The following is a 21,572-nucleotide window of genomic DNA, read 5'->3' on the forward strand; positions in this document are numbered from 1 at the left end:
GACACCGTGCTGCTGATCAGCTGCCCATGGTGCGGTCCCCGTGACGAGACCGAGTACCACTACGGGGGACAGGCCCACGTCCCCTACCCCGAGAACCCCTCGGACCTCACCGACGAGCAGTGGGCCGAGTACGTCTTCTACCGCGACAACCCCAAGGGTCCCTTCGCCGAGCGGTGGATGCACAGCACCGGCTGCCGCCGCTGGTTCAACGTCCTGCGGGACACCGCCACCTACGAGGTACTGACCTCCTACCGGCTCGACGAGCCTCGCCCCGAACTGCCCCAGGCCGGAGGGATCCGATGACCGACCAGCGCTTCCGGCTCCGGCAGGGTGGCCGTATCGATCGCGGCACCGTGCTGCGGTTCACCGTCGACGGGCGGGAACTGACCGGGCACCCCGGTGACACCGTCGCCTCGGCGATGCTGGCGAACGGGATCGTCGAGGTCGCCCCGTCGCTCTACCGCGGCCGCCCGCGCGGCATCGTCGCCGCGGGCGTCGAGGAGCCCAACGCCCTGGTGCAGCTCGGCGGTTCGTGCTCGGAGGGCATGCTCCCGGCCACGACGGTGGAGCTGCACGACGGCCTGTCCGCCACGACGCTGTCCGGGATGGGCCGGCTCGACCCGACCCCCGACCCCGCCGTCTACGACAAGAAGTACGTGCACACCGACGTCCTGGTCATCGGCGCCGGACCGGCCGGGCTCGCGGCGGCCGCCGCTGCCGTCGGCTCCGGTGCCCGTGTGATCCTCGTCGACGACCAGCCCGAGCCCGGCGGTTCACTGCTCTCCGCGAGCACCGAAAGGGTCGGCGCGCAGAGCGCCCTGGAGTGGGTCGCCGACGTCCGTGCGGCGCTCGACGCCGCCCCCGAGGCCGTCGTCCTGCGGCGCACCACGGCCTTCGGCAGTTACGACGACAACTACGTGCTGGCCCTGCAGCGGCGCACCGACCACCTCGGAACCGACGCCCCCGAAGGCATCTCGCGCCAGCGGCTGTGGCACATACGGGCCCGCCAGGTGGTTCTGGCGACCGGCGCGCACGAGCGTCCGCTCGTCTTCGCCGGCAACGACCGCCCCGGGGTGATGCTCGCCGCGGCCGTGCGCTCGTACCTCAACCGGTACGCCGTGGCTCCGGGCACGCGGGCCTTGGTGAGCACGACCAACGACAGTGCCTACGACACGGTCGCCGATCTCCACGCCGCGGGGATCGACGTCGCCGCCGTCGTGGACGCGCGCCCCGAACTGTCCGACCGGGCCGCCGAGGTCGCCGTGGCGACCGGGGTGCCCGTACTGACGGGCAGTGCGGTGGTGGACACCGAGGCGGACGGCCGACTCACCCGCGTCACCGTCCAGGCTCTCGACGAGAGGGGTCGACTCACCGGTGAACCGCAGTCGTTCGACTGTGACCTGCTCGCCGTCTCGGGCGGCTGGAGCCCGGTGGTGCACCTGCACAGCCAGCGCCAGGGCCGGCTGCGCTGGAACGAGGACCTGGTCGCCTTCGTCCCCGACGGCACGGTACGGGACCAGCAGGTCGTCGGTGCGGCCCGGGGGACGTACGGTCTCGACGGCTGTCTTACCGAAGGAGCGCGGGCCGGTGCGCGCGCCGCGACGGACGCCGGGTTCGCGGTTCCCGTACCGTCGCCCGGCGATGCGCGGTCCGAAGTCGGCCCGACACACGCACTGTGGCTGGTGCCCTCCCCCGACGGCGAACCCGGCAGCTGGGACACCCACTTCGTCGACCTGCAACGCGACGTCACCGTCGCCGACGTCTGGCGCTCCACCGGCGCCGGCATGCGTGGTGTCGAACACGTCAAGCGCTACACCTCGCTCGGCACGGCGAACGACCAGGGCAAGACGTCCGGCGTCAACGCTATCGGCGTGATCGCCGAGGCCCTCGGCGCGGGCGCGTCTCCCGGGGAGATCGGCACCACGGCCTACCGGGCGCCGTACACACCGGTGGCCTTCGCCGCCCTGGCCGGACGTGAGCGCGGCGAGCTGTTCGATCCCGAACGCACCACCTCCATCCACAGCTGGCACGTCGCGCACGGCGCGGAGTTCGAGGACGTCGGGCAGTGGAAGCGCCCCTGGTACTACCCCCGGCCCGGTGAGGACATGGACACGGCCGTGGCCCGTGAGTGCCGCGCGGCCCGTGAGCAGGTGGCGTTCATGGACGCCTCCACCCTCGGCAAGATCGAGATCTGGGGCGCGGACGCGGGCGAGTTCCTCAACCGCGTCTACACCAACGCCTTCAAGAAGCTGAAGCCCGGCATGGCCCGCTACGGCGTGATGTGCAAGCCGGACGGGATGATCTTCGACGACGGCGTGACGCTCCGCCTCGACGACAACCGCTACTTCATGACCACTACGACCGGCGGCGCCGCCGGCGTCCTGGACTGGCTGGAGGAGTGGCTGCAGACCGAATGGCCCGGGCTCGACGTCCACTGCACCTCGGTGACCGAGCAGTGGTCGACGATCGCCGTCGTCGGCCCTCGCTCGCGCGAGGTCGTCGCCCGGCTCGCACCCGACGTCGACCTGTCCACCGAGGCGTTCCCCTTCATGGCCTTCCGCGACACCACCCTGGCCTCCGGCATCCCGGCCCGCGTCTGCCGGATCTCCTTCTCCGGCGAACTCGCCTACGAGATCAACGTCTCCGCGTGGTACGGCCTGGCCGTCTGGGAGCAGGTGTACGAGGCCGGGAGGCCCTACGGCATCACGCCGTACGGCACCGAGACCATGCACGTCCTGCGGGCCGAGAAGGGCTACATCATCGTCGGCCAGGACACCGACGGCACCGTCACCCCGCAGGACGCGGGCATGTCCTGGGTGGTCTCGAAACAGAAGGACTTCGTCGGAAAGCGCTCCCACGCCCGCGCCGACACCTCCCGCACCGACCGTAAGCAGCTGGTGGGTCTGCTGCCGGCCGACCGCAGGACCCGGCTGCCCGAGGGCACCCAGCTCGTCGCGCCGGACGTGCCCGTCACGCCCGAGGCCGGTCCGGTCCCGATGCTCGGCCACGTCACCTCCAGCTACCACAGCCCCGCCCTCGGCCGCCCCTTCGCACTCGCCCTCGTCGCCGACGGACGGGCGAGGATCGGCGAGACCCTGCTCGCCCCGGTGGGCGAGGACCTGGTGCCCGTCGAGGTGGCCGACTGCGTCCTCTACGACCCCGAAGGGACCAAGCGAGATGGCTGACCCGACCATCGACACAGGCGCGGGCCCGGTGGCCCTGCGCACCAGCCCCCTGGCACATCTGGAGGAGCGGATGCGTGCCGCCACCGTCACCGGCGCCCGCGGCGTCGCGCTGGCCGAGTGGCCGTTCATCACCATGATGAACCTGCGCGTCGACCCCGCTTCCGCAGCGGCCGACCGCATCGAGAAGACCCTGGGGGCACCGCTCCCGCGGCAGTGCGGCCACACCAGCGCGTCCGGCCCCCACACGCTCGTCTGGCTCGGCCCCGACGAATGGCTCGTGCTGTCCCAGGCCGCTGCGAGCGCTGTGGCCGGCGCGTTGGGGGAGGCACTCGCGGGAGCCCCCGGCTCGGTCGTGGACGTCTCGGCGAACCGCACCACGCTGGAGCTGAGCGGCCCGGCGGCTCGGCAGGTGCTGGAGAAGGGCTGCCCGCTGGACCTGCGTCCTCGGACCTTCGGCCCCGGTCAGGCGGTGTCGACCACGGTGGGACCCGTCGCGGTGCTGCTCTGGCAGGTCGACGACGCGCCGACGTACCGGCTCTTCCCGCGCTCCTCGTTCGCCGACTACCTGGCCCGCTGGCTCATCGACGCGATGAGCGAGTACCGCGGCCCGGAGATCCCCTGATGGCGTTGAGCGCGTTCGATCCGTACCCGGCCGGCCTCGGCCCCTTCTTCTCACACGTTGGGGCCGGTGCGGACGGCGCGACGCTTCGGCAGGCTCCTGGACAGTGAGGGTCTCCTGCCCTCCACCAGCCGAGTGCGGGCCGAACTGTTCGGGTCGCTCGGGGTGGCGGTCTCCGTCTCCGATGCAGCGGTCGGCTGTCAGGGCAAGGCCGGTTCCACCTGCTCCATGCGGCCGGGGCGCTGCGCGAGGCCCTCGGCGGAACGCCGGCGCAGGTCGAGAACGTTGAACGACCGGGGCGGGCCGGGTCGCCCCTCGGCCGTCGGCGTGCGGGCGAGGAGTACGGCGAGTGCGGCGACGGCCGGGAGGGCGGTGAGGACGACGAGGGCGGGGCCGTAGTGGCCGGTGATGTCACCCGTCGTCTTGCCGGGCGCGGTCGGCGCCATCGCCAGCGCGCTGTAGGCGACGATTCGCCAGCCGTCACAACGCCCGCCGGACAAGCTGTCGGCGGGCGTTGTGGCGGAGTCGGCTTGCACGCGGAACGGCTTGGCGGCGCGGCTCAGGGTTCCTCCGCCCGGCCGCTTCCTCGTCCCCGAGGAGCGGCACCGGATGCGCGGACCGGGCTCTGGGTCGTTGAGGGCATTGTCCCGGGCCAGGGCCGTACGCGGAAAGGCCGCCCTCCCCCGCTGCGTCCGTGGTCGGGGAAGGGCGGCCGGTCCGGTCGGTCAGTGGCTGCCGGTCAGCTGTCCGGCGAGGCGCCCGTGCATGTCGGCGCTGGGCTTGTTCAGGCCGACGATGGTGACCTTCTTGCCGCGCTGGGCGTACTTGGTCTCGATGGCGTCCAGGGCGGCGACGGTGGAGGCGTCCCAGATGTGGGCGTCGGAGAGGTCTATGACGACGTCGTCCGGGTCGTCCTTGTAGTCGAACTGGTAGACGAGGTCGTTGGAGGAGGCGAAGAACAGCTCGCCGGTGACCGCGTACACCACCTGGTTCCCGTCGGGGTCGACCACGCCGGTGACGTTGACCAGGTGCGCGACACGCTTGGCGAAGATCACCATGGCGGTGATGCAGCCCACGACGACGCCGATGGCGAGGTTGTGGGTGGCCACCACGCACGCGACCGTGATGACCATGACGGCCATCTCGCCGACCGGCATCCGCTTGACGGTCTTCGGGGCGACGGAGTGCCAGTCGAAGGTGGCCACCGACACCATGATCATCACGGCGACCAGGGCGGCCATCGGGATGTCGGAGACGACCGGCCCGAAGGCGATGCACAGCACCATCAGGAACACGCCGGACAGGAACGTCGACAGCCGGGTGCGGGCCCCGGAGACCCGCACGTTGATCATCGTCTGGCCGATCATGGCGCAGCCGCCCATGCCGCCGAAGAAGCCGGTGATGATGTTGGCGGCGCCCTGGCCGAGCGATTCGCGGGTCTTGTTCGAGTGGGTGTCGGTGATGTCGTCGACCAGCTTGGCCGTCATCAGCGACTCCATCAGCCCGACCAGCGCGAACGCGAACGCGTACGGGGCGATGGTGCTCAGCGTGTCCATCGTGAACGGCACATCCGGCAGGCCCGGCACCGGCAGCGAGGACGGCAGATCGCCCTTGTCACCGACATTCGGCACCGCGATCCCGGCCGCCACCGTGATCACCGTCAGGACGACGATGGAGACCAGCGGCGCCGGGATCACCGTGGTGACCTTCGGGAAGAACACCATCAGCGCCAGGCCGGCGGCGATGAGCGGATAGACGGCCCAGGGCACGTCCCGCATCTCCGGCACCTGCGCCATGAAGATCAGGATCGCGAGGGCGTTGACGAAGCCGACCATGACGCTGCGCGGCACGAACCGCATCAGCTTCGCCACTCCCAGCGCACCCAGGACCACCTGGAAGACGCCGCCGAGGATGACGGCCGCGATCAGGTACCCGAGGCCGTACTCGTGGTTAAGCGGGGCGATGACCAGGGCCATCGCACCCGTCGCGGCGGAGATCATCGCCTTACGGCCACCCACGACGGAGATGACCACGGCCATCGTGAACGACGCGAAGAGACCCACGGCCGGGTCGACCCCGGCGATGATGGAGAAGGAGATCGCCTCGGGGATCAGCGCCAGGGCGACGACCAGGCCGGCCAGCACCTCGGTACGGAACACCTTGGGCGAGTCGAGCCAGTCGGGCTTGGACAGGCGGAACTTGGGGGCCGCGGGCAGCAGTGAGGACATGCAACCGTTTCTGTTCGGGTGTGCATCCATGCCGCCGGACGCACAGCGTCGTACTCCTTGGTTCCACAAAGTGTGGGAATCTCCGGCCGTAAGGCTCCGCGCCGAGGCGGGAGCCGGGTGCCGGGCAGAACGGCAACCTCTGGTTGCCGGGTCGGGCGTCATCGCCCGGAAGTCTTCAGGGCCGCCCGGGGCCCGATCGGGGCCCGCTCTACGGCAGGATCACCTCTACCGTGGACTGGACGGCGGGGGCGAACACGTCAACACTCTACCCTGACGTGACGAGAGAGTGCGAGCGGTGGCTTGCGAAACGCAGGCAAACCCCCGCCAAGACCCTGTGATTGATCTCACGTAGACTGACTCACTTCACAGTTCTGAAACCTGGGCGGACGACAAAGGGAGAGGCTCGGCGATGAGCGAGCGGCAGATGCAGATCGGCGAGGTGGCCGAGCGGACCGGTTTGTCGCTGCGCACCATCCGCCACTACGAGGAAGTGGGTCTGGTGATCCCCTCGGCCCGCAGCAAGGGCGGCTTCCGGCTGTATACGGAGTCCGACGTCGAGCGACTGATGGTGATCCGCCGGATGAAGCCGCTGGACTTCTCCCTGGAGGAGATGCGCGACCTGCTTCAGATCAACGACCGCCTCGCCGCCACGGACGGCCCGCCGGCCGGCGAGGAGCTGGAACGGCTGCGGGAGCGGCTGGACTCCTACCGCAAGGTGGTCGACGCCCGCTGCGAGACCCTCCGGGCCCGTCTGGAGATGGCCGAGGACTTCGCCGCCACACTGCGCCGCCGCCTCCATGCGGACGTCCGCTCCGGCGCATGAGCCGCTCCGGCCGCGATACGCCGCGAAGGGCCCGCCCCGCGCTCCTCAAGGCATCGCCCCGGCCGTACCGCGAGCAGCCGCCGACGGCACCCGGTTCGGCGTTTCCCTTCTTCAGCCGTTTCATGAGCGGAGTCCTGCTGCCGGGTCGGAGGCGAGCCAGCCTCGGGCACCCCAGAAGTCGATGGCGCGGCAGATCGTGGTGAGGGCCCGCTGGGCGCGGTCACCGCCGTCTCCCCAGTGCCCGTGACACCAGTCGGCGAGCCGGTCGGGGGCGCCGTCCTGCTCCAGGACGCCGAGCCGGTTGTGGGAGCCGAGGTGGGTGCCCAGCAGCAGCATCGCGGTGGCGTCGGCCTCGCCCGACGCCTCGGTCATGAAGGCGGCGATGGCCTGCCGGACGGTGGGCACCACGGACGGCGACGACCCCGCCTTCGGCCTGCTCGGCCGTCGGGGCGGCGGCGGTGAACTCTTCGCCGCCGCAGCCGGTTTCGCCGCGGGCGCGGGAGCGGGCTTCGGGTCGGTCGGCAAAGTGGGCTTCGGGGCGGGTACGGGCACCGCCGGTGCCGTGTCGGGAGTCTCCGCCGGTCCACGGGCCGCACCCAGACAGGCGGCGACGTAGTCACCGGGGACGGGCACGTTCTGAGCGATGGAGGTCTCCAGCGCCGCGGCGTCGCAGGTCCGGCACAGCGGCAGGTCGCGCCATCCGATGATGGACAGCTGGGTTCCGCGCGAGTGGCGGGTCATCGCCTGCGGGCGGTGCGCGATGTCCCGGCCGCCGCAACTCGCACAGCGCGGGGCGCCGCGCATCCACTGGGCATCGCAGCGCAGACACGTGACCCTGATGTCGCCTTCATCCGGCTCGCCGCGCAGTTCCTCATGCTCACCGCACGACGGGCACGTCATCGCGCCTGCCATGACCCTCACCTTCCACGCCGACTCCCCCGGACACCAAAAAACTCTACCGTGACGTGAAGGTAGGCTCCGTGTCCCGAGGTGGCCGCCCTCGACGGCCTCAGGAATCCGCCCGGCGATCGGCACCCGAGTGGCTGCGGCGGAGCGCCGCCCCCCGCACCGCCTGCGGCTTTGGCCGGGGCGTCGCACACGACGTCCCCTCCGTACGCCGTGGTCGGTCTCTCCCCCGCTCGATGGTCCGCGCCGGTGCCCATGCCGGACTCGGCCCGGGTGTCCCAGCGGTCGAGCGCACGGGCGCAGGGCGGCCCTCGGCGGCGTCGCGGGCACCGCTCGCCGTCAGTCGTGGGCGGCGATGAGGTGGTCGAGCCGGGCGTCGGGGAACTCCCGCTCGAAGGAGTTCGCCTGCCAGCGGTCGGGGAACAGGGCGAGCTGGGCCTTGTCCCGTACACGGGTGAGGGCCTCGCCCTTGACGAGGCGGGAGCGGTTGAGAGCCTCCGCACCGGACGTGTCGGTGGCGCGGGCCAGGTGATACGGCAGCGTCTCCAGTCGCACGGCGGCGGAGAACTCCCCGGCCATGCGGGCGCTGACGACGTCGAACTGCATCGGTCCGACCGCGGCGAGCACCGGTGCCTGGTCTCCTCGCAGATCGGAGACGAGGACCTGGACCACACCCTCCTCGTCCAGTTGAGCGATGCCTCGCCGGAACTGCTTGGAGCGGGAGAGGTCGACCGGGCGGACGACGGCGAAGTGCTCCGGTGCGAAGGTCGGCATCGGCGGGAACACCGCCGCCTGGTCCGCGTACAAGGTGTCGCCCACCCGCAGTGCGGTGGCGTTGACGAGGCCGACGACGTCGCCGGGGTAGGCGATGTCGACCATGGAGCGGTCCTGACCGAAGACGCTGTGCGCGTACTTGGTGGCGAACGGCTTGCCGGAAGCGGCGCGAGTGACGGTCATGCCGCGCTCGAAGATCCCCGAGCAGACCCGCATGAACGCGATCCGGTCGCGGTGAGCGGGGTCCATGTTGGCCTGCACCTTGAACACCAACCCCGAGAACGGCGCGTCCACCGGACGGCTGCCGCCCCCTTCCAGCTCCCGGGGTGACGGTGGCGGGGCGAGGTCCACGACGGCGTCCAGCAGGAGCCGTACACCGATGTTGGAGATCGCCGCGCCGAAGAACACCGGCGTGGTCCGGCCCGCCAGGAACGACTCCTGGTCGTGCACGGCGTCGTCGGCGTGCAGCAGTTCCACTTCCTCGGTGGCCTTGTCCCAGTCCGCACCGTCCTCGGCGGCTGCCTGCTCGGCCGGGACGGTCTCCTCGATCGCCTCGTGGGCGCCGCCGGGGGCACGGGTGTAGCGCAGCATCCGCCCGGGTTGACGTACGTCGATCAGGCCGCGCATGTATCCGGCGTCGCCGACCGGCCAGACGACGGGAGTGGGCTTGAGACGGAACTCGCGTTCGATCTCGTCCAGCAGCTCCAGCGCCTCACGGCCGGGCCGGTCCCACTTGTTGACGAACGTGATCACCGGGATGCCGCGGTGCCGGCAGACGTCGAAGAGCTTGCGGGTCTGCTCCTCCAGGCCCTTGGCCGCGTCGACGAGCATCACCGCGCAGTCCACCGCCGCCAGCACCCGGTAGGTGTCCTCGGAGAAGTCCGCGTGACCGGGCGTGTCCAGCAGATTGAGCACACAGTCGCGGTGGGCGAACTGCAGCACGGCGGAGGTGACGGAGATACCCCGGGTCTTCTCCATCTCCATCCAGTCCGAGGCCACCCCGCGCCGCCCCGACTTGCCGTGCACCGCACCCGCCTTGGTGATCGCGTGCGCGTGCAGGGCGAGGGCCTCGGTCAGGGTGGACTTGCCCGCGTCGGGGTGGCTGATCACCGCGAACGTACGCCGCCGGCCGCCCTCGGACGCCGCCCAGTCGCTGCTCGCACTCATCGCACGGCCTCCGTACCGTCGTCGGCTGCCGCGGCAGCGTTCACGAGGCGGGCCAAGTGACCGTGCAGGGACTGGGCGAACCCCTCCGCCCGCCCCAACTGTCGGCGCAGATCCTCGCACCGCGCGTCCGCTTCGACCCAGTACTTGCGCAACTGTTCCACCAATTTCTCGTGTGCTTGCCCGTCGTTCTCCGGCAGAGGTCCCCCACCCTCGGGCAGCTTCTCCAGCAGGACCCGTACGTCCTCCAGACAGAAGCCCAGTGGCCGCATCCGACGTACCAGCGCCAGCCGACGCACCTCGGCCTCGGCGTAGAGGCGGAAGCCGCCCATACTGCGCTCACTGGGCGCCACCACGCCTACGTCCTCGTAGTGGCGGATCGTCCGCAGGGAAAGCCCCGTCCGTTCGGACACCTCGCCGATCTGCATCAGCCTTCCGGTCACGACCCCACCGCCTCGCGTCGTCCGCCCGGCACCCTTGCCGGACCACAAACCTACCCTGACGTTAGGGTAGGTTGGCAATCGTTGCCACGAAGGCGGCCCCGACCGTCCGTCGACGTCAGGCGGTGCCGGCCTCTTTCCCCCGAGAGGCGGCGCCGTCCCCCGGGGCCCAACGGGCGGTGGCCGACCGCGCCGTCGGCCACTGGCAGGCCACGGGCCACGCCGTCCTCGCCGACGCGCCGTATGCAGGCCGTCTTCACCTGAGCACTGTGGACGGTACAGGTCCGGGACCAGTTCCCGCGGGCGTCGACAGCCGTTCGCCCCGCAAGCGAGGTACCCGCCCGCCCTGCCCTCCCGGGGCGTCGGCGCCTCTCACGGGTGCAACAGGTGCAGGCGGCCCGGGAAGGTCTCGATGCGCAGGGGGCGTGGACGTCGTGCACGGGCGTGCCGTCGACGTCCAGCCGGTAGGCGCCCCAGACCCGCTCGAAGCGCAGGCGCGCCAGTACCGGGAACCGAAGGCGTCGCCACCGCCCCTGAGCAGGCCCCCGTCGGTCAGGGTGACGCGCAGAGGCTGGTCCCCGGGCGCGGTGATCTTCTCGTTGTCCAGGATGAGGCGCACCCTGCCGGGCTGCGGCTGCGGCTGCGGCTGCGGCTGCGGCTGCGGCTGCGGCTGCGGCTGCGGCTGCGGAGAGACGATCGCCGCCTCGCGCACCGCGACGTCTTAGGTACCGGCGGGTAGAAGCTCCGATTCGTCGGCGTACGCCTCGGCGAGCTGGTCGATCTGCTCGTTCGGGTGTGAACCGAAGAACAGCGCCACCCTCGTCTGCGCTGGTGGGCACCGTCAGGCGAACCCCTGCCCTGACCAGCCCTTCCACGGAAGACCTTCCGTCTGGCAGAAGCCGCCTTGCCGAGCCGCCCCAAGCATCACGACCCTGATTCCAACCACGGCACGCGGGGCGCCGACGCCCCGCCGACAGGGACGGGAACCCCCATGCCTCACATGACCGCCTTCGCCAGGAACCAGTGGTACGTCGCCGCCTACGCCCAAGAGGTGGGGCGGGAGCTGCTCGGTCGTACGATCCTGGGCGAGCCGCTCGTCTTCTACCGGACCGAGGAGGAGGGGACGCCGGTGGCGCTGCACGACCGGTGTGTGCACCGGCGGTACCCGCTGTCGGAGAGCGGGCTGGACGGGGACCGGATCGTGTGCGGGTACCACGGCTTCACGTACGACACGACGGGCGCGTGTGTGTACGTGCCGGGGCAGAAGCGGATCCCGCGGACGGCGCGGGTCGCCTCGTACCCGGTGGTCGAGCAGGACTCGCTGATCTGGGTGTGGATAGGTGACCCCGCGCTCGCCGACCCGCAGAGCATCCCGCGCGCCAGGCATCTGGCCACCCCCGGCTGGGTCACCGTGCGCGGCATGGAGCCGATCGACGCCGACTACGGGCTGCTGGTCGACAATCTCCTGGACCTCTCGCACGAGACCTATCTGCACGGCGGCTACATCGGCACCCCGGAGGTCGCCGAGACGCCGATCACCACCGAGGTCGACGAGGGCGCGGGCATCGTGCGGGTGAGCCGGCACATGGACGACGCCGAGTGCCCGCCGTTCTACGCGAGGTCGACCGGCATCGAGGGCCGGATCACGCGCTGGCAGGACATCGAGTACCTCGCCCCGTGTCTGTATCTGCTGCACAGCCGGATCGCCCCGGTGGGTGTGCTGCCGGAGGCGGACGGCAGTGACCCGAACGGCTTCCACACGGAGATCACGTACGCCATCACACCGTCGTCGGACGGCAAGGTGTACGACTTCTGGATGGTCTCGCGGGACTGGGCGACCGGGGACGAGGAGGTCTCCGAGTTCCTCAGGAACAACAACCACACGGTCGTCATGCAGGACGTCAACGCGCTGAACCTCCTCCAGGAGACGCTGGGCACCGAGCGGACCGGCTACCAGGAGCTGAGCATCAACATCGACACCGGCGGTCTGGCCGCCCGCCGCATCCTCGCCCGGCTGGTCGAGCAGGGCGAGAAGCCGGTGGAGAAGGTCCAGTGAGCACACCTCCCACGTTCGAGACCGGTGAGGTCTACCGCATCGACTGGCTGCCGGGCACGGACATCCTGCACGGCACCTGTCACTGCGGGCGCGAGCACACCGCGCAGGACCCCATCGAGATGTGGGAGTGGATGCTCGCCCACCCCCAAGGACACGAGCCGCAAGGAAACAGCTCATGACCTCGCCATCCTCCGCGTCGCCGTACGAAAGCGAACTCGTCGTCGACAGACGGGAGTTCGCGGCTGACGGCGTACTCACCCTCACCCTGCGGCATCCACTGGGCGAGGAACTCCCGGCCTGGGAGCCGGGGGCGCACATCGACGCGCTGCTGGGGCCTGAGCTGGAGCGGCAGTACTCCCTGTGCGGCGACCCGGCGGACCGGAGGGCGTGGCGCATCGGGGTCCTCCGGGAGCCCGACGGACGCGGCGGATCGGCCTATGTACACACGGAGTTGGCGCCGGGCGACAAGGTCCGGGTGCGTGGGCCGCGCAACAACTTCGCCCTGGAGCCGGCGCCCCGCTACCGGTTCGTGGCCGGCGGCATCGGCATCACGCCGATCCTGCCGATGCTGGCAGCGGCCGAGGCGGCGGGCGCGCAGTGGTCGTTGCTGTACGGCGGGCGCAGCCGTGCGTCCATGGCGTTCCAGGAGGAGTTGGGCGCGTACGGGGAGCGGGTCACCGTCGCGCCGCAGGACGAGACCGGGCTGCTCGACCTGGGTCCGGTCCTCGACGACCTGCCCGAGGGCACCCTCGTCTACTGCTGCGGTCCCGGCCCGCTGCTCGACGCGGTCGAAGCTCGGTGTCCGGGGCGGGCGCTGCGGGTCGAGCGGTTCCAGCCGAAGGAGCAACAGACCGGTCCCGACAGCGAGTTCGAGGTGGTCCTGGAGCGGACGGGCAGAACCGTCACGGTTCCCGTCGGCGTCTCCGTGCTCGACACCGTGCGGGCCGCCGGGGTGGAGGTGCTCTACTCCTGCGCCGAGGGCACCTGTGGAACGTGTGAGACGGACGTCCTGGAGGGCACCCCCGACCACCGCGACTCGGTGCTGAGCGACGAGGAGCGCGAGGCCGGGGAGACCATGCTCATCTGTGTGTCCCGGTGCCGGGGGTCACGGCTGGTGCTCGACCTGTAGCGGCGCCGGGCTCATGGCGGCGCCCGGCCGCCCGTGGGCGGCCCGGCCACGCAGAGGTCGGCCTCGATCCGGGCGACGGCGGCCGGCAGAGGGGGCAGCAGGTCTGTCTCGGCGTACCGACTCCACGGAGGTGCGGCCGGCGTGCACGGGGATGTTCACGCCGGCCACCACCTCGCCGGCCCGCTCCCGTACGGGACGGCGACCGACCTGAGCCCCTCCTCCAGGCGCGGCTCACCTCTCGGGTGAGGGCACCACGCTCAGGTGGCCCGCCGGGGCGCGCCGGGTGTGGCGCGGCCTGCGTACGGGTTCGGGCTGCCGGCTGACCTCGCGCAGGACCAGGGTCATACGGGTGTAGCCCATGTCGCGAAGCGCGTCGGAGGTCTCGGCGACGACCCGGCAGAAGGTGGCGCCCCAGCGCGGGTCGGGGTGGATCAGGGGGCGCACGGCGCCGTCGTGCCGGCCCGCCTCGGGGCCGGCCGTGCGGAGCCAGTGCGGGAGGCCGTGGCGGTAGGCGGCGTCCATGATCGGGTCCTGGGCGATGTCCCGACGGGTGGACTGCAGGCCCCGATCCTGGGGGTGCCGTTCCACGGCGGCGGCGAAGTGGGCGAGCATCGGCAGGCACCAGCTGGGCTCGTGGTCGCCGAGGATGGTGGCGGCGTCCGGGTGGAACAGCACGAAGCGGAGGAAGTTGTCGCCAGGCATGGCGCTCGGGTGCGGTCCCACGCCGCCGAAGAGCGCGTGGAACGCGGGGTTGGCGAGAACGACGTCCCAGCGGTGGTCGAGGACTACGGACGGGAACGGAACGGACTGCAGCAGCGCGGCGTAGTCCTGGAGGTACGCCTGTGCTTCCTGGGCTTCGAGACTGTCGGGGACGGGCCGCGGTACCGACCGCTGCCCTCCTGCCTGATATGCCATCGGGAGGTCACCCCTCTTGCCTATGCGGCCTTCACGCGGCGCCTTGATCCTCCTGCCCTGAGCGGAGTCGTGTCAACTATCGTGGCATTTAGTGCCGGTTGACGGCTGAATCTCGCCACAGTTGTGGCGATGTCTGGATGGGGGTTCGACCGAACCGCTAGTCTCCCCGCAGTTCACGGTGTACTTGCCGGGACCAGGGTCTCGCGCCAGGCTTGGATCCACGGATTCCGCAGTACCGCGAAATTGGCCTGAGAGAGACGTAGGAGATCTGTCGGTGACGGATGGCTTCGAGGTTCCGGACGCCGCGGCGACGGTTCTGCTGCCGGCCGTCGTGGCCCGTGTCACCGCGCTGGCGGACAAGTTGCGCGTACCGCACGCGGAGGTCTTCGACACCCGACGGCTCTCGGTCGCCTCCGGTGTGCCGGAGGCGGTGGTGAAGTCCCTGCTGAGCGGGCAGCGCGCCGGCGAGCCGGACATCCAGGCCCGTTTCCTGCAGCGCCTGGACCTGCTGCGACGCACCCGGCTCAAGCCGGGCGGCCGCAAGTACACCCAGCAGGAGATCGCTGACGGCGCCGGAATGTCGCGCCAGCAGGCGGGCGCCCTGATCAACGGGGACCGGCGCCCCACGATGGAGCACTGCGACGCCATCCAGCGTTTCTTCAGAGTGCACGCCGGTTTCCTCACCGCCGAGGATCCCGAGGCGCTGGCGAGCGCCCTGATGCGGACCGAGCAGGAGCTCCTCCAGCAGCTCGCCGACCGTGAGCGCGCGGCGGTCGAGGCCGTCGACGACCCGTTGCAGCGGCTGCTGCAGAACCACGGTGTGCGCTCCATCGCCTGGCGGGCGGCGCAGCTGCCCACCGACCAGCACCGCGACAAGGTCGCGGAGTGGCTGGACATGCTGCTGGAGAGCGTCAAGCGGCCCGAGTCCTGACCGGGGGAGATCTGTGGGCATCGGAAAGGAAATGCGTCGTCTGTGCGGCGAGTTGGTCGGCGAACTCACCCTGCCGGCACCGGCGGACCCCGCCGACCTCTATGGCGCCCTGTGCGACGCCATGAGCAGACGCCGCGGCCGTCCCGTCCAGTACCGCACGGCCGCCTTCCCGCCCGGCACCGCCAGCGGGCTGTGGCTGGACATGGCCGAGCAGGACCTGGTCGTCATCGAGGAACGCACCGCCCCCGACCACCAGTTGGTGATTCTCGGCCATGAGCTGTGGCACATGCAGGCCGGGCACTGCGGCCATCATGTGGAGGGCACCGCGGTCGCCGCGCGCTTATTGAGCCAGAACGCCGACCTCCGGGCGGCCGTGCTGAAGGTGGCCGCCCGCACCCGTTTCGACCTGGCGGACGAGCAGGACGCCGAGAGCTTCGGACTGCTGCTGGCCAGCAAGTGCCGTACGTGGCTCGCCGGTTCGGCGCTGCGCGGGCCCGTGCGCCGCGATCACCTGGCCGGCCGTATCGGGGCCTCGCTGGGCTACCGCGGACCGCAGGGCTGAGCGGCCGAGACGCCGAGACGCCGAGAACGCCGAAGACATGGACGGGTCCAGCTACTACGTTCCGGCCGCCGCGATGACGATCGCCCTCGCCCTCAAGCTGCCCGCGCTGCTGCGGAACTGGGGGGACCCCCTGATCAGGTCCGTGTGCGCGCTGATGACGCTGGCCGCCCTGGTCTTCTGCTTCGCCGCACCGCCTACGATCATCGAGGTCAACCGCGTCACCGGCGTCACCAACATGTCGGCGGCCGTCGTCTACTTCCTGCTGAGTGCCTTCAGCGGCTCCTGTCTGGTGCTGATCACCAACTGGCGCGGCGGCCCGCCCGAGACGACGCGCCGCCTCTCGCGCCGCTGGATCACCGGGTACGGCACGGTGTGTGCGGCGATCGTGCTGCTGTTCGTGCTCGGTGACGCCCCCGTGGAGCGGGTGCGGGACTTCGACACGTACTACGCCGGCACCCCGTTCCTGCGGGAGATGATCGTGCTGTATCTGGTCGGGTTCACCGTCGCGGGCGTCGCGATGAACGTGATGTGCTGGCGCTGGGCCCTCCAGGTACGCGGCTGGCTGCGCGCCGGACTGATGATCATCGCGCTCGGTTTCCTGGTCAACGTCCCGTTCGCCGCGGTCAAGCTGATCGCCGTGGTGGCCCGCTGGCAGGGCGGCGACCTGGACTACCTGAGCACGTACGTCGCCCCGGTGCTGTCGTCCGTGGGCGCCCAGGTGTGCGCGCTGGGTTTCTGTCTGCCGCTGGCGGGAGAGCGCCTCGGGGACTCCTGGACCACCTGGTCCATGTACCGCCGGCTCGGCCCGCTGTGGCGGGAGCTGCGCCCCGTCTGGGCACAGGCGAGCCATGATGTGCGGATCTCCTGGTGGGCGCCGGCCCAGCTCCAGATGACACAGCGCGAGTCCGACATCCACGACGGCATGCTCAGCCTGTACCCGTACTTCGACTCCGAGGTGCGGGCCAAGGCGTACGACGCCGCCGTCGCCGCGGGCTCCGAACCCGTCCAGGCGCGGGCCGAGGCCGACGCGGCGATGGTGACGGCGGCGGTGCGGGCCCGGGAGGACGACCCTGAGGGCAGGGTCATCAGCTCGGCCCCGGCCGACGCCCCCGCCCCGCCGGCCGAGAACCCCCGTGACCTCGTACGGATGTCCATCGCCCTACGTCAGTCACCCGTTGTAGCGGCTGCCCGTGAATGGGCCGCCGCGACCAGGCCAGAGAGCGACTGCCATGAGTGAACCCGTTAGCGTCCCACCCGACACCGCCGTCACCGGTGCCCGGCGTGCCGTCGTCGTCGGCGCGGGCCTGGGCGGCCTGCTGGCCGCCGCCGCGCTGCGCGACCACGCCGAGGTCACCCTCGTCGAGCGGGACGCGCTGCCCGAGGGGCCGGAGCCCCGCAAGGGCGTCCCGCAGGCCCGTCACTCCCATCTGCTGTGGTCCGGGGGTGTCCGGGCGATGGAGGAACTGCTGCCCGGCGTCACGGACGCCTGGCTGGCGGCGGGGGCCCGGCGCATCCCGCTGCCGACGGGCCTGGTGTCCCTCTCGGCCCGGGGCTGGGTGCGGCGCTGGCCGGAGATGCAGTTCATGATCGCGTGCAGCCGCGATCTGCTGGAGTCGGTCGTCCGCGCGCGGCTCCTCGCCGGACCCGGGGTCACCGTGCTCGACCGCACCGAGATCGTGGGGCTGGACGGCGACGCCGCCCACGTCACGGGGGTGCGGATCCGTCCCGCCGAGGGCGAGGTGCGGGTCCTCGCCGCCGACCTGGTGGTGGACGCCGCCGGGCGCGGTTCGCGGGGCACCGCCTGGCTGGACGCCCTCGGCGTCGCGCCGGCGCCGATCGACGAGGTCGACTCGGGTCTCGTGTACGCCAGCCGGATCTTCCGGGCGCCCGCGGGAACCGAGGAGTACCCGGTGGTCAATGTGCAGCCGGACGCGGCGCAGCCGGTGCCGGGGCGGAGCGCCACCCTCGTGCCCATCGAGGGCGGACGCTGGTTGGTGACGCTGTCGGGCACCCGCGGGGGGCAACCGACCGCCGACGCCGACGAGTTCGAGGAGTTCGCGCGTGGCGTGCGGCATCCGGTCGTCGGCGAGCTGATAGCCCGCGCGGAACCGCTGACGGACGTCGTGGTCACCCGCAGCACGATCAACCGGCGGCGCTTCTTCGAGAAGGTGTCCGGCTGGCCCGACGGGTTCGTCGCGATCGGCGACGCGGTCGCCACGTACAACCCGCTCTACGGCCACGGCATGTCGGTCGCCGCACAGAGCGCCCTCGCGCTGCGCGAGCGGGTCGCCGCGCACGGCCTCATGGCGCCCGGGCTCGCGCGCCGGGTCCAGCAGGCCGTGGCGGTGCCGGTGGGCCTCGCCTGGGAACTGGCCACCGGCACGGACATCCGCTACCCGGAGGCCATCGGCAAACAGCCGAACGCCCTGCGACAACTCTTCAGCCGCTACATGGAGCGCCTGACGCGCACCGCGGTGGGCCGCCCCCTGGTCTTCCGGGCCTTCGTCGGCGTGCTCACCCTGTCCGAGCCGGCCGGCGCCCTCGTCCGGCCGGAGGTCGCCCTGGCGGTTCTGCGCGGCCCGGTCAGACCACCGCTGACGGGACCGCCACTGACGGACCAGGAGCGGGAGACGGTGCTGGGCACATCACCGCGGTAGCCCCGGCGACGGCGGCCGTCACTCGTGGAGGGCGGCCGTCCCGCCTGGTGCCCCGAAGGCGTTTCCCTTCCGCTGAGCGAGCGAACCGGCGCGCGGGGAACGGGATTGTCAGTGGCGGACGGCAAGCTGGGGGTGTGCCACCCGTATGCCGGGACGGGCACGCAGTTGCGCCGATCCGACCAGGGGAGAGCCGTTCGATGCCGACCGCCGTACTGACCGACCGCGAGCGCGCCGCCGTGCAGGCCTATCTGCGGCTGCTGGGGACCGTACGAGCCGCCCTCGACGGGCCGCCGCAGGCATGTCGGCCACCCGTGGTCCCGCCGACCGCGCTCGCCGAGGCGGAGCAGGCACTGACGGCGGCCGGACTCGCGGGCAACGAGGAGGAGTTCTTCGAGTTGCTGCGCAGTTGGTGCCCGGAGGTCTGAGCGCCGATCGCGCCGGGTCCTACCTCAGGTACAGGCCGGATGCCTGGCCAACGAGCTGCCGCAGGGCCGGCACGTAGGTCTCGTCGCCGCCCAGTTCGTCGAGAAGGCGGTACGCCTCGTCGCGGAACGCGGCGAGGTCCCTCTCGTAGCGCCGCAGGACGGCGGGGGCGAGCAACAGGGCGCGGAGTTCCGTCCGGGCCTGTTCGGTACTCCGCGTGGCGACGCCGAGTTGCGCCACCCGCGCCCGGGCCGCGGTCGGTGTCTCTTCCAGGGCGCAGGCGAGGAGATGGGTGACCGTGCCGTTGCGCAGGTCCTCGTCACGGCCGGAGAGAATGTCCTCCTGGTCGTTGAAGAGCTGCCAGAGAATGCCGAAGACAACGCCGAACTCCCGCCACAGTTCGGTCCGTTCGGTCCCGGCGCCGGAGAGGATCGCGGCCATCGCGGTGATCATTCTGAAGGGTGCGCCGGATTTCCCGCGATAAGCGGCGACGACCGCGTCCCGCGAGGCGTTCTCGACATCGCCGCGCAGGTCCCTCAACTGGCCTTCGACGGCGTGGATCCAGCAGTTGACGATCTCACCGGTGAGGGCGTTGCGCACCGAGTCGGGGACCGGCTGTGTCTGCACGACCCTGATGGGGAGGGCCTGTCCGCTGAGGACGGACGCCAACAGCGCCTCGTCCGTGCCGAGTCCGTCTGGAGTGCGGGTGCCGTGGCCGTCGGCGAGGTCGTCGAGATAGCAGGCGGAGGTCCACCACAGGACATGCACGGCCGACAGGGGAACGGCCGGCAGCGGGGTGCCGGTCTCGGCGGCGTGCACGAGCAGCGGGACGACGGACAGGGGGTATTTCATCTGCTGGTGGCCCAGCAGACGGGACACGGATCTCCGTACCGCGCCGGACGACGGGCCGAGATCGTCCAGAGCCGCCGCGATTTCCGCGTCGATGTCCGACGAGAATTGTCTGTGCAGGTCCACATAGGAGAGGGGGGTCACCTGGCGTCCTCGTCCTGGGCGGGGAAGGGAATCGAAACCGCCGTCGCCACCAGCCTCTGCCGGACGGTCCAGCTCCCGTCGAAGGCACCGATACGACGACCGTCCACCACCGGCCCCGGTACGAGGAGTTCGGCGCGCAGCCGGCCGGAGCGGCCGTCGGGGTCGACGGACACCTCGATGTCGGCCTCCGAGAAGTCCAGCCACCGCCCGGTGAGCGGGAACCAGGCCTTGTAGACGGACTCCTTGGCGCTGAACAGCAGCCGGTCCCAGTGGACCGAGGGGTGGTCGGCGGTCAGACGGCGCAGCCGGGCCTCCTCCGCGGGGAGCGCGATCGCCGTCAGGACGCCCTCGGGCAGGGCGTCGTGGAGCTCGGCGTCGATGCCGAGGGAGGCGAGGTCGGCGGCGCGGACCAGCGCGGCGGCGGCGTACCCCTCGCAGTGGGTCATGCTGCCGGTCAGCCCGTCCGGCCAGCCGGGGGCACCGCGCTCGCCGGGCACGACGGCCCGCGGCTGCAGGCCGAGCTTCTCCATGGCCTGCCGGGCACAGCCGCGTACGACGGTGAACTCGCGGCGCCGCTTCGGCACCGCGCGGGCCATGACCGCCTCCTCCTCGGGGTACAGCTCGATCCCCTCGGCCGCGGCGGCCGGGTCATCGGTGTGCGCCTCCACGACCACGACCGACCCCGGAAGCAGCTCCTCGATCACCGGTTCCGACCTCCATCGGCAGAATGCGGCGCAGCCTGCCCGGAGGTCCCGGACGAGGCCGCCACTCGCGGGGGTAACCCACGGACACCTCTTCGAAGCGGACGCCGTCCAGCCAGGTGGTGCGCGGGATGTGCAGATGTCCGTAGACCATGACCTCGACGTTGAAGCGCCGGTGCCAGTCGGCGGTCAGCTCCGTTCCGCACCACATGGCGAACTCGGGGTAGTGCAGGACGTCCGTCGGGTGCCGGTCCAGGGGGTAGTGGTTGACCAGCACCGTGGGCAGGTCGGGCGGCAGCTCGGCGAGCCGGCGCTCGGTCTCGGCGACCCGGGAGCGGCACCAGTCGTCGCGGCTCGGGTACGGGTCGGCATACAGCACACGCTCGTCGGCGCACACCACGCCGGTGCCGTACGCGTACTCCAGGCCCTCGTCCTTCGTCGCGCAGCCCTTGGGCAGGAACGAGTAGTCGTACAGCAGGAACAGCGGCGCGACGACCACCGGGCCGCCCGGTCCCTCCCAGCGGGGGTACGGGTCCTCGGGGGTGACGACGCCCAGTGCGCGGCAGAGGGCGACGAGGTGTTCGTACCGCTCGACGCCGCGGTGGGGGACGGTCTCGCTGGGGTGGGTCCACAGCTCGTGGTTGCCCGGCGCCCACACGACCTTGGCGAAGCGGCCGGCGAGGGTCGCGAGGGCCCAGCGGATGTCGGCGACGGTCTCGGCGACGTCACCGGCCACGAGGAGCCAGTCGTCGGGCGACTCGGGGCGCATGCGCTCGACCAGGGCGCGGTTCTCGGGATAGCCGATGTGCAGATCGCTGATGGCCAGCAGACTCCCGTGACGGCCGGTTCTCGACTCCACCCGCGCTCCCTTCCGACCCTCGAATATCAACACGAGAACACATGAGCCCACCGGCCGACAAGACCGACCTGCCGAGCCGCCGGACACGTCGCGGCGCGCCCGCCTGACGAGGATTAACACGCGCGTGACCAAAACCGGGGTCCCGGTGGCCGTATGATCCCTCCTACACCACCGCCACGCCCCCGTTTCGCGTACGGCGGTTCGGCA

21 protein-coding genes and 1 pseudogene are annotated in these 21,572 nt (G+C 71.3%); 13 read left to right on the forward strand and 9 right to left on the reverse strand.

Translation table 11 applies throughout. From position 1 onward, the window contains the following. Positions 1-6 precede the first annotated feature (6 nt). The 4 genes and pseudogenes from WBG99_RS03655 to WBG99_RS03670 all read left to right on the forward strand — a co-directional run. Complete coding sequence (locus WBG99_RS03655) at positions 7-303, forward strand: sarcosine oxidase subunit delta (RefSeq protein WP_338894946.1); 297 nt, start codon at positions 7-9, stop codon at positions 301-303. Beyond that, positions 300-3,185 carry a sarcosine oxidase subunit alpha family protein gene (locus WBG99_RS03660; RefSeq protein WP_338894947.1) on the forward strand — a complete coding sequence of 962 codons (2,886 nt, stop codon included), beginning with the start codon at positions 300-302 and terminating at the stop codon, positions 3,183-3,185. Before WBG99_RS03655 ends, WBG99_RS03660 begins: the two co-directional genes overlap by 4 nt. Further along, the gene (locus WBG99_RS03665) at positions 3,178-3,807 is read left to right on the forward strand and encodes a sarcosine oxidase subunit gamma family protein (protein WP_338894948.1); all 630 of its coding nucleotides are present in this window, start codon (positions 3,178-3,180) and stop codon (positions 3,805-3,807) included. The genes WBG99_RS03660 and WBG99_RS03665 overlap by 8 nt, the downstream gene beginning before the upstream one ends. Beyond that, a pseudogene (locus tag WBG99_RS03670) lies at positions 3,807-3,969 on the forward strand (serine dehydratase beta chain); the annotation flags it as partial. The gene WBG99_RS03665 and the pseudogene WBG99_RS03670, both read left to right, overlap by 1 nt. 35 nt (positions 3,970-4,004) lie before the next feature. Here the strand turns inward: WBG99_RS03670 and WBG99_RS03675 are convergent. After that, positions 4,005-4,340: a hypothetical protein gene (locus tag WBG99_RS03675; protein WP_338900585.1), complete on the reverse strand. Its 336-nt coding sequence runs from the start codon at positions 4,338-4,340 to the stop codon at positions 4,005-4,007. A 189-nt stretch (positions 4,341-4,529) separates the two neighbouring features. Next, the gene (locus WBG99_RS03680) at positions 4,530-6,032 is read right to left on the reverse strand and encodes a SulP family inorganic anion transporter (RefSeq protein ID WP_338894949.1); all 1,503 of its coding nucleotides are present in this window, start codon (positions 6,030-6,032) and stop codon (positions 4,530-4,532) included. Between the two features lie 409 nt (positions 6,033-6,441). Here WBG99_RS03680 and WBG99_RS03685 point away from each other — a divergent pair, with 409 nt between their 5' ends. Next, the gene (locus WBG99_RS03685; RefSeq protein WP_338894950.1) at positions 6,442-6,855 is read left to right on the forward strand and encodes a MerR family transcriptional regulator; all 414 of its coding nucleotides are present in this window, start codon (positions 6,442-6,444) and stop codon (positions 6,853-6,855) included. Between the two features lie 120 nt (positions 6,856-6,975). On the opposite strand, the gene WBG99_RS03690 is transcribed toward WBG99_RS03685, so the two are convergent. The 3 genes from WBG99_RS03690 to WBG99_RS03700 all read right to left on the reverse strand — a co-directional run bounded on the left by WBG99_RS03690 (position 6,976) and on the right by WBG99_RS03700 (position 10,142). Beyond that, a complete protein-coding gene (locus WBG99_RS03690) occupies positions 6,976-7,767 on the reverse strand; it encodes a hypothetical protein (protein ID WP_338894951.1) in 792 nt (263 codons plus the stop codon). A gap of 333 nt (positions 7,768-8,100) precedes the next feature. Continuing rightward, the gene (locus WBG99_RS03695) at positions 8,101-9,702 is read right to left on the reverse strand and encodes a peptide chain release factor 3 (protein ID WP_338894952.1); all 1,602 of its coding nucleotides are present in this window, start codon (positions 9,700-9,702) and stop codon (positions 8,101-8,103) included. Beyond that, positions 9,699-10,142 (reverse strand): MerR family transcriptional regulator, encoded by a 444-nt coding sequence (locus tag WBG99_RS03700; protein WP_338894953.1) that lies wholly within the window; start codon positions 10,140-10,142, stop codon positions 9,699-9,701. The genes WBG99_RS03695 and WBG99_RS03700 overlap by 4 nt, the downstream gene beginning before the upstream one ends. Positions 10,143-11,130: 988 nt before the next feature. Between WBG99_RS03700 and WBG99_RS03705 the strand changes: the two genes are divergently transcribed. The 3 genes from WBG99_RS03705 to WBG99_RS03715 are packed head-to-tail and all read left to right on the forward strand — an operon-like array spanning position 11,131 to position 13,324. Beyond that, positions 11,131-12,195 carry an aromatic ring-hydroxylating dioxygenase subunit alpha gene (locus tag WBG99_RS03705; protein ID WP_338894954.1) on the forward strand — a complete coding sequence of 355 codons (1,065 nt, stop codon included), beginning with the start codon at positions 11,131-11,133 and terminating at the stop codon, positions 12,193-12,195. After that, a complete protein-coding gene (locus WBG99_RS03710; protein WP_338894955.1) occupies positions 12,192-12,374 on the forward strand; it encodes a hypothetical protein in 183 nt (60 codons plus the stop codon). Before WBG99_RS03705 ends, WBG99_RS03710 begins: the two co-directional genes overlap by 4 nt. After that, positions 12,371-13,324: a PDR/VanB family oxidoreductase gene (locus tag WBG99_RS03715; RefSeq protein ID WP_338894956.1), complete on the forward strand. Its 954-nt coding sequence runs from the start codon at positions 12,371-12,373 to the stop codon at positions 13,322-13,324. Before WBG99_RS03710 ends, WBG99_RS03715 begins: the two co-directional genes overlap by 4 nt. Positions 13,325-13,555: 231 nt before the next feature. Here the strand turns inward: WBG99_RS03715 and WBG99_RS03720 are convergent, their stop codons facing one another. After that, entirely contained in the window at positions 13,556-14,239 is a 684-nt protein-coding gene (locus WBG99_RS03720; protein WP_338894957.1) for a hypothetical protein, read from the reverse strand. A 274-nt stretch (positions 14,240-14,513) separates the two neighbouring features. On the opposite strand from WBG99_RS03720, the gene WBG99_RS03725 reads away from it, so the two are divergent. The 5 genes from WBG99_RS03725 (at position 14,514) to WBG99_RS03745 (ending at position 18,814) form a co-directional block, all read left to right on the forward strand. After that, complete coding sequence (locus WBG99_RS03725; RefSeq protein ID WP_338894958.1) at positions 14,514-15,170, forward strand: helix-turn-helix transcriptional regulator; 657 nt, start codon at positions 14,514-14,516, stop codon at positions 15,168-15,170. Positions 15,171-15,201: 31 nt separating this feature from the next. Beyond that, positions 15,202-15,732 carry a toxin-antitoxin system, toxin component gene (locus tag WBG99_RS03730; protein WP_338894959.1) on the forward strand — a complete coding sequence of 177 codons (531 nt, stop codon included), beginning with the start codon at positions 15,202-15,204 and terminating at the stop codon, positions 15,730-15,732. A gap of 37 nt (positions 15,733-15,769) precedes the next feature. Beyond that, entirely contained in the window at positions 15,770-16,969 is a 1,200-nt protein-coding gene (locus WBG99_RS03735) for an MAB_1171c family putative transporter (RefSeq protein ID WP_338894960.1), read from the forward strand. After that, on the forward strand, positions 16,962-18,389 hold the full coding sequence (locus WBG99_RS03740; protein ID WP_338894961.1) for an FAD-dependent monooxygenase: 1,428 nt from the start codon (positions 16,962-16,964) through the stop codon (positions 18,387-18,389). Before WBG99_RS03735 ends, WBG99_RS03740 begins: the two co-directional genes overlap by 8 nt. A gap of 197 nt (positions 18,390-18,586) precedes the next feature. Further along, entirely contained in the window at positions 18,587-18,814 is a 228-nt protein-coding gene (locus WBG99_RS03745; RefSeq protein ID WP_338894962.1) for a hypothetical protein, read from the forward strand. Positions 18,815-18,833: 19 nt separating this feature from the next. Here WBG99_RS03745 and WBG99_RS03750 read toward each other — a convergent pair whose 3' ends face one another. From WBG99_RS03750 to WBG99_RS03760, 3 genes are read right to left on the reverse strand one after another with little or no spacing between them, the layout of a single operon-like run. Beyond that, positions 18,834-19,805: a class 1 isoprenoid biosynthesis enzyme gene (locus WBG99_RS03750; protein WP_338894963.1), complete on the reverse strand. Its 972-nt coding sequence runs from the start codon at positions 19,803-19,805 to the stop codon at positions 18,834-18,836. After that, complete coding sequence (locus tag WBG99_RS03755) at positions 19,802-20,509, reverse strand: 4'-phosphopantetheinyl transferase superfamily protein (protein ID WP_338894964.1); 708 nt, start codon at positions 20,507-20,509, stop codon at positions 19,802-19,804. Before WBG99_RS03755 ends, WBG99_RS03750 begins: the two co-directional genes overlap by 4 nt. Next, a complete protein-coding gene (locus WBG99_RS03760) occupies positions 20,454-21,365 on the reverse strand; it encodes a metallophosphoesterase (RefSeq protein WP_338894965.1) in 912 nt (303 codons plus the stop codon). Before WBG99_RS03760 ends, WBG99_RS03755 begins: the two co-directional genes overlap by 56 nt. Positions 21,366-21,572: the final 207 nt, after the last annotated feature.

It is taken from the genome of Streptomyces sp. TG1A-60 (assembly GCF_037201975.1).
Lineage (GTDB): Bacteria > Actinomycetota > Actinomycetes > Streptomycetales > Streptomycetaceae > Streptomyces.

Coding starts and splice junctions, on each gene's coding strand:
- WBG99_RS03660 (WP_338894947.1), top strand. CDS start 300: ATGACCGACCAGCGCTTCCGGCTCCGGCAGGGTGGCCGTATCGATCGC.
- WBG99_RS03665 (WP_338894948.1), top strand. CDS start 3,178: ATGGCTGACCCGACCATCGACACAGGCGCGGGCCCGGTGGCCCTGCGC.
- WBG99_RS03680 (WP_338894949.1), bottom strand. CDS start 6,032: ATGTCCTCACTGCTGCCCGCGGCCCCCAAGTTCCGCCTGTCCAAGCCC.
- WBG99_RS03685 (WP_338894950.1), top strand. CDS start 6,442: ATGAGCGAGCGGCAGATGCAGATCGGCGAGGTGGCCGAGCGGACCGGT.
- WBG99_RS03690 (WP_338894951.1), bottom strand. CDS start 7,767: ATGGCAGGCGCGATGACGTGCCCGTCGTGCGGTGAGCATGAGGAACTG.
- WBG99_RS03695 (WP_338894952.1), bottom strand. CDS start 9,702: ATGAGTGCGAGCAGCGACTGGGCGGCGTCCGAGGGCGGCCGGCGGCGT.
- WBG99_RS03705 (WP_338894954.1), top strand. CDS start 11,131: ATGCCTCACATGACCGCCTTCGCCAGGAACCAGTGGTACGTCGCCGCC.
- WBG99_RS03715 (WP_338894956.1), top strand. CDS start 12,371: ATGACCTCGCCATCCTCCGCGTCGCCGTACGAAAGCGAACTCGTCGTC.
- WBG99_RS03720 (WP_338894957.1), bottom strand. CDS start 14,239: ATGGCATATCAGGCAGGAGGGCAGCGGTCGGTACCGCGGCCCGTCCCC.
- WBG99_RS03730 (WP_338894959.1), top strand. CDS start 15,202: ATGCGTCGTCTGTGCGGCGAGTTGGTCGGCGAACTCACCCTGCCGGCA.
- WBG99_RS03735 (WP_338894960.1), top strand. CDS start 15,770: ATGGACGGGTCCAGCTACTACGTTCCGGCCGCCGCGATGACGATCGCC.
- WBG99_RS03740 (WP_338894961.1), top strand. CDS start 16,962: ATGAGTGAACCCGTTAGCGTCCCACCCGACACCGCCGTCACCGGTGCC.
- WBG99_RS03745 (WP_338894962.1), top strand. CDS start 18,587: ATGCCGACCGCCGTACTGACCGACCGCGAGCGCGCCGCCGTGCAGGCC.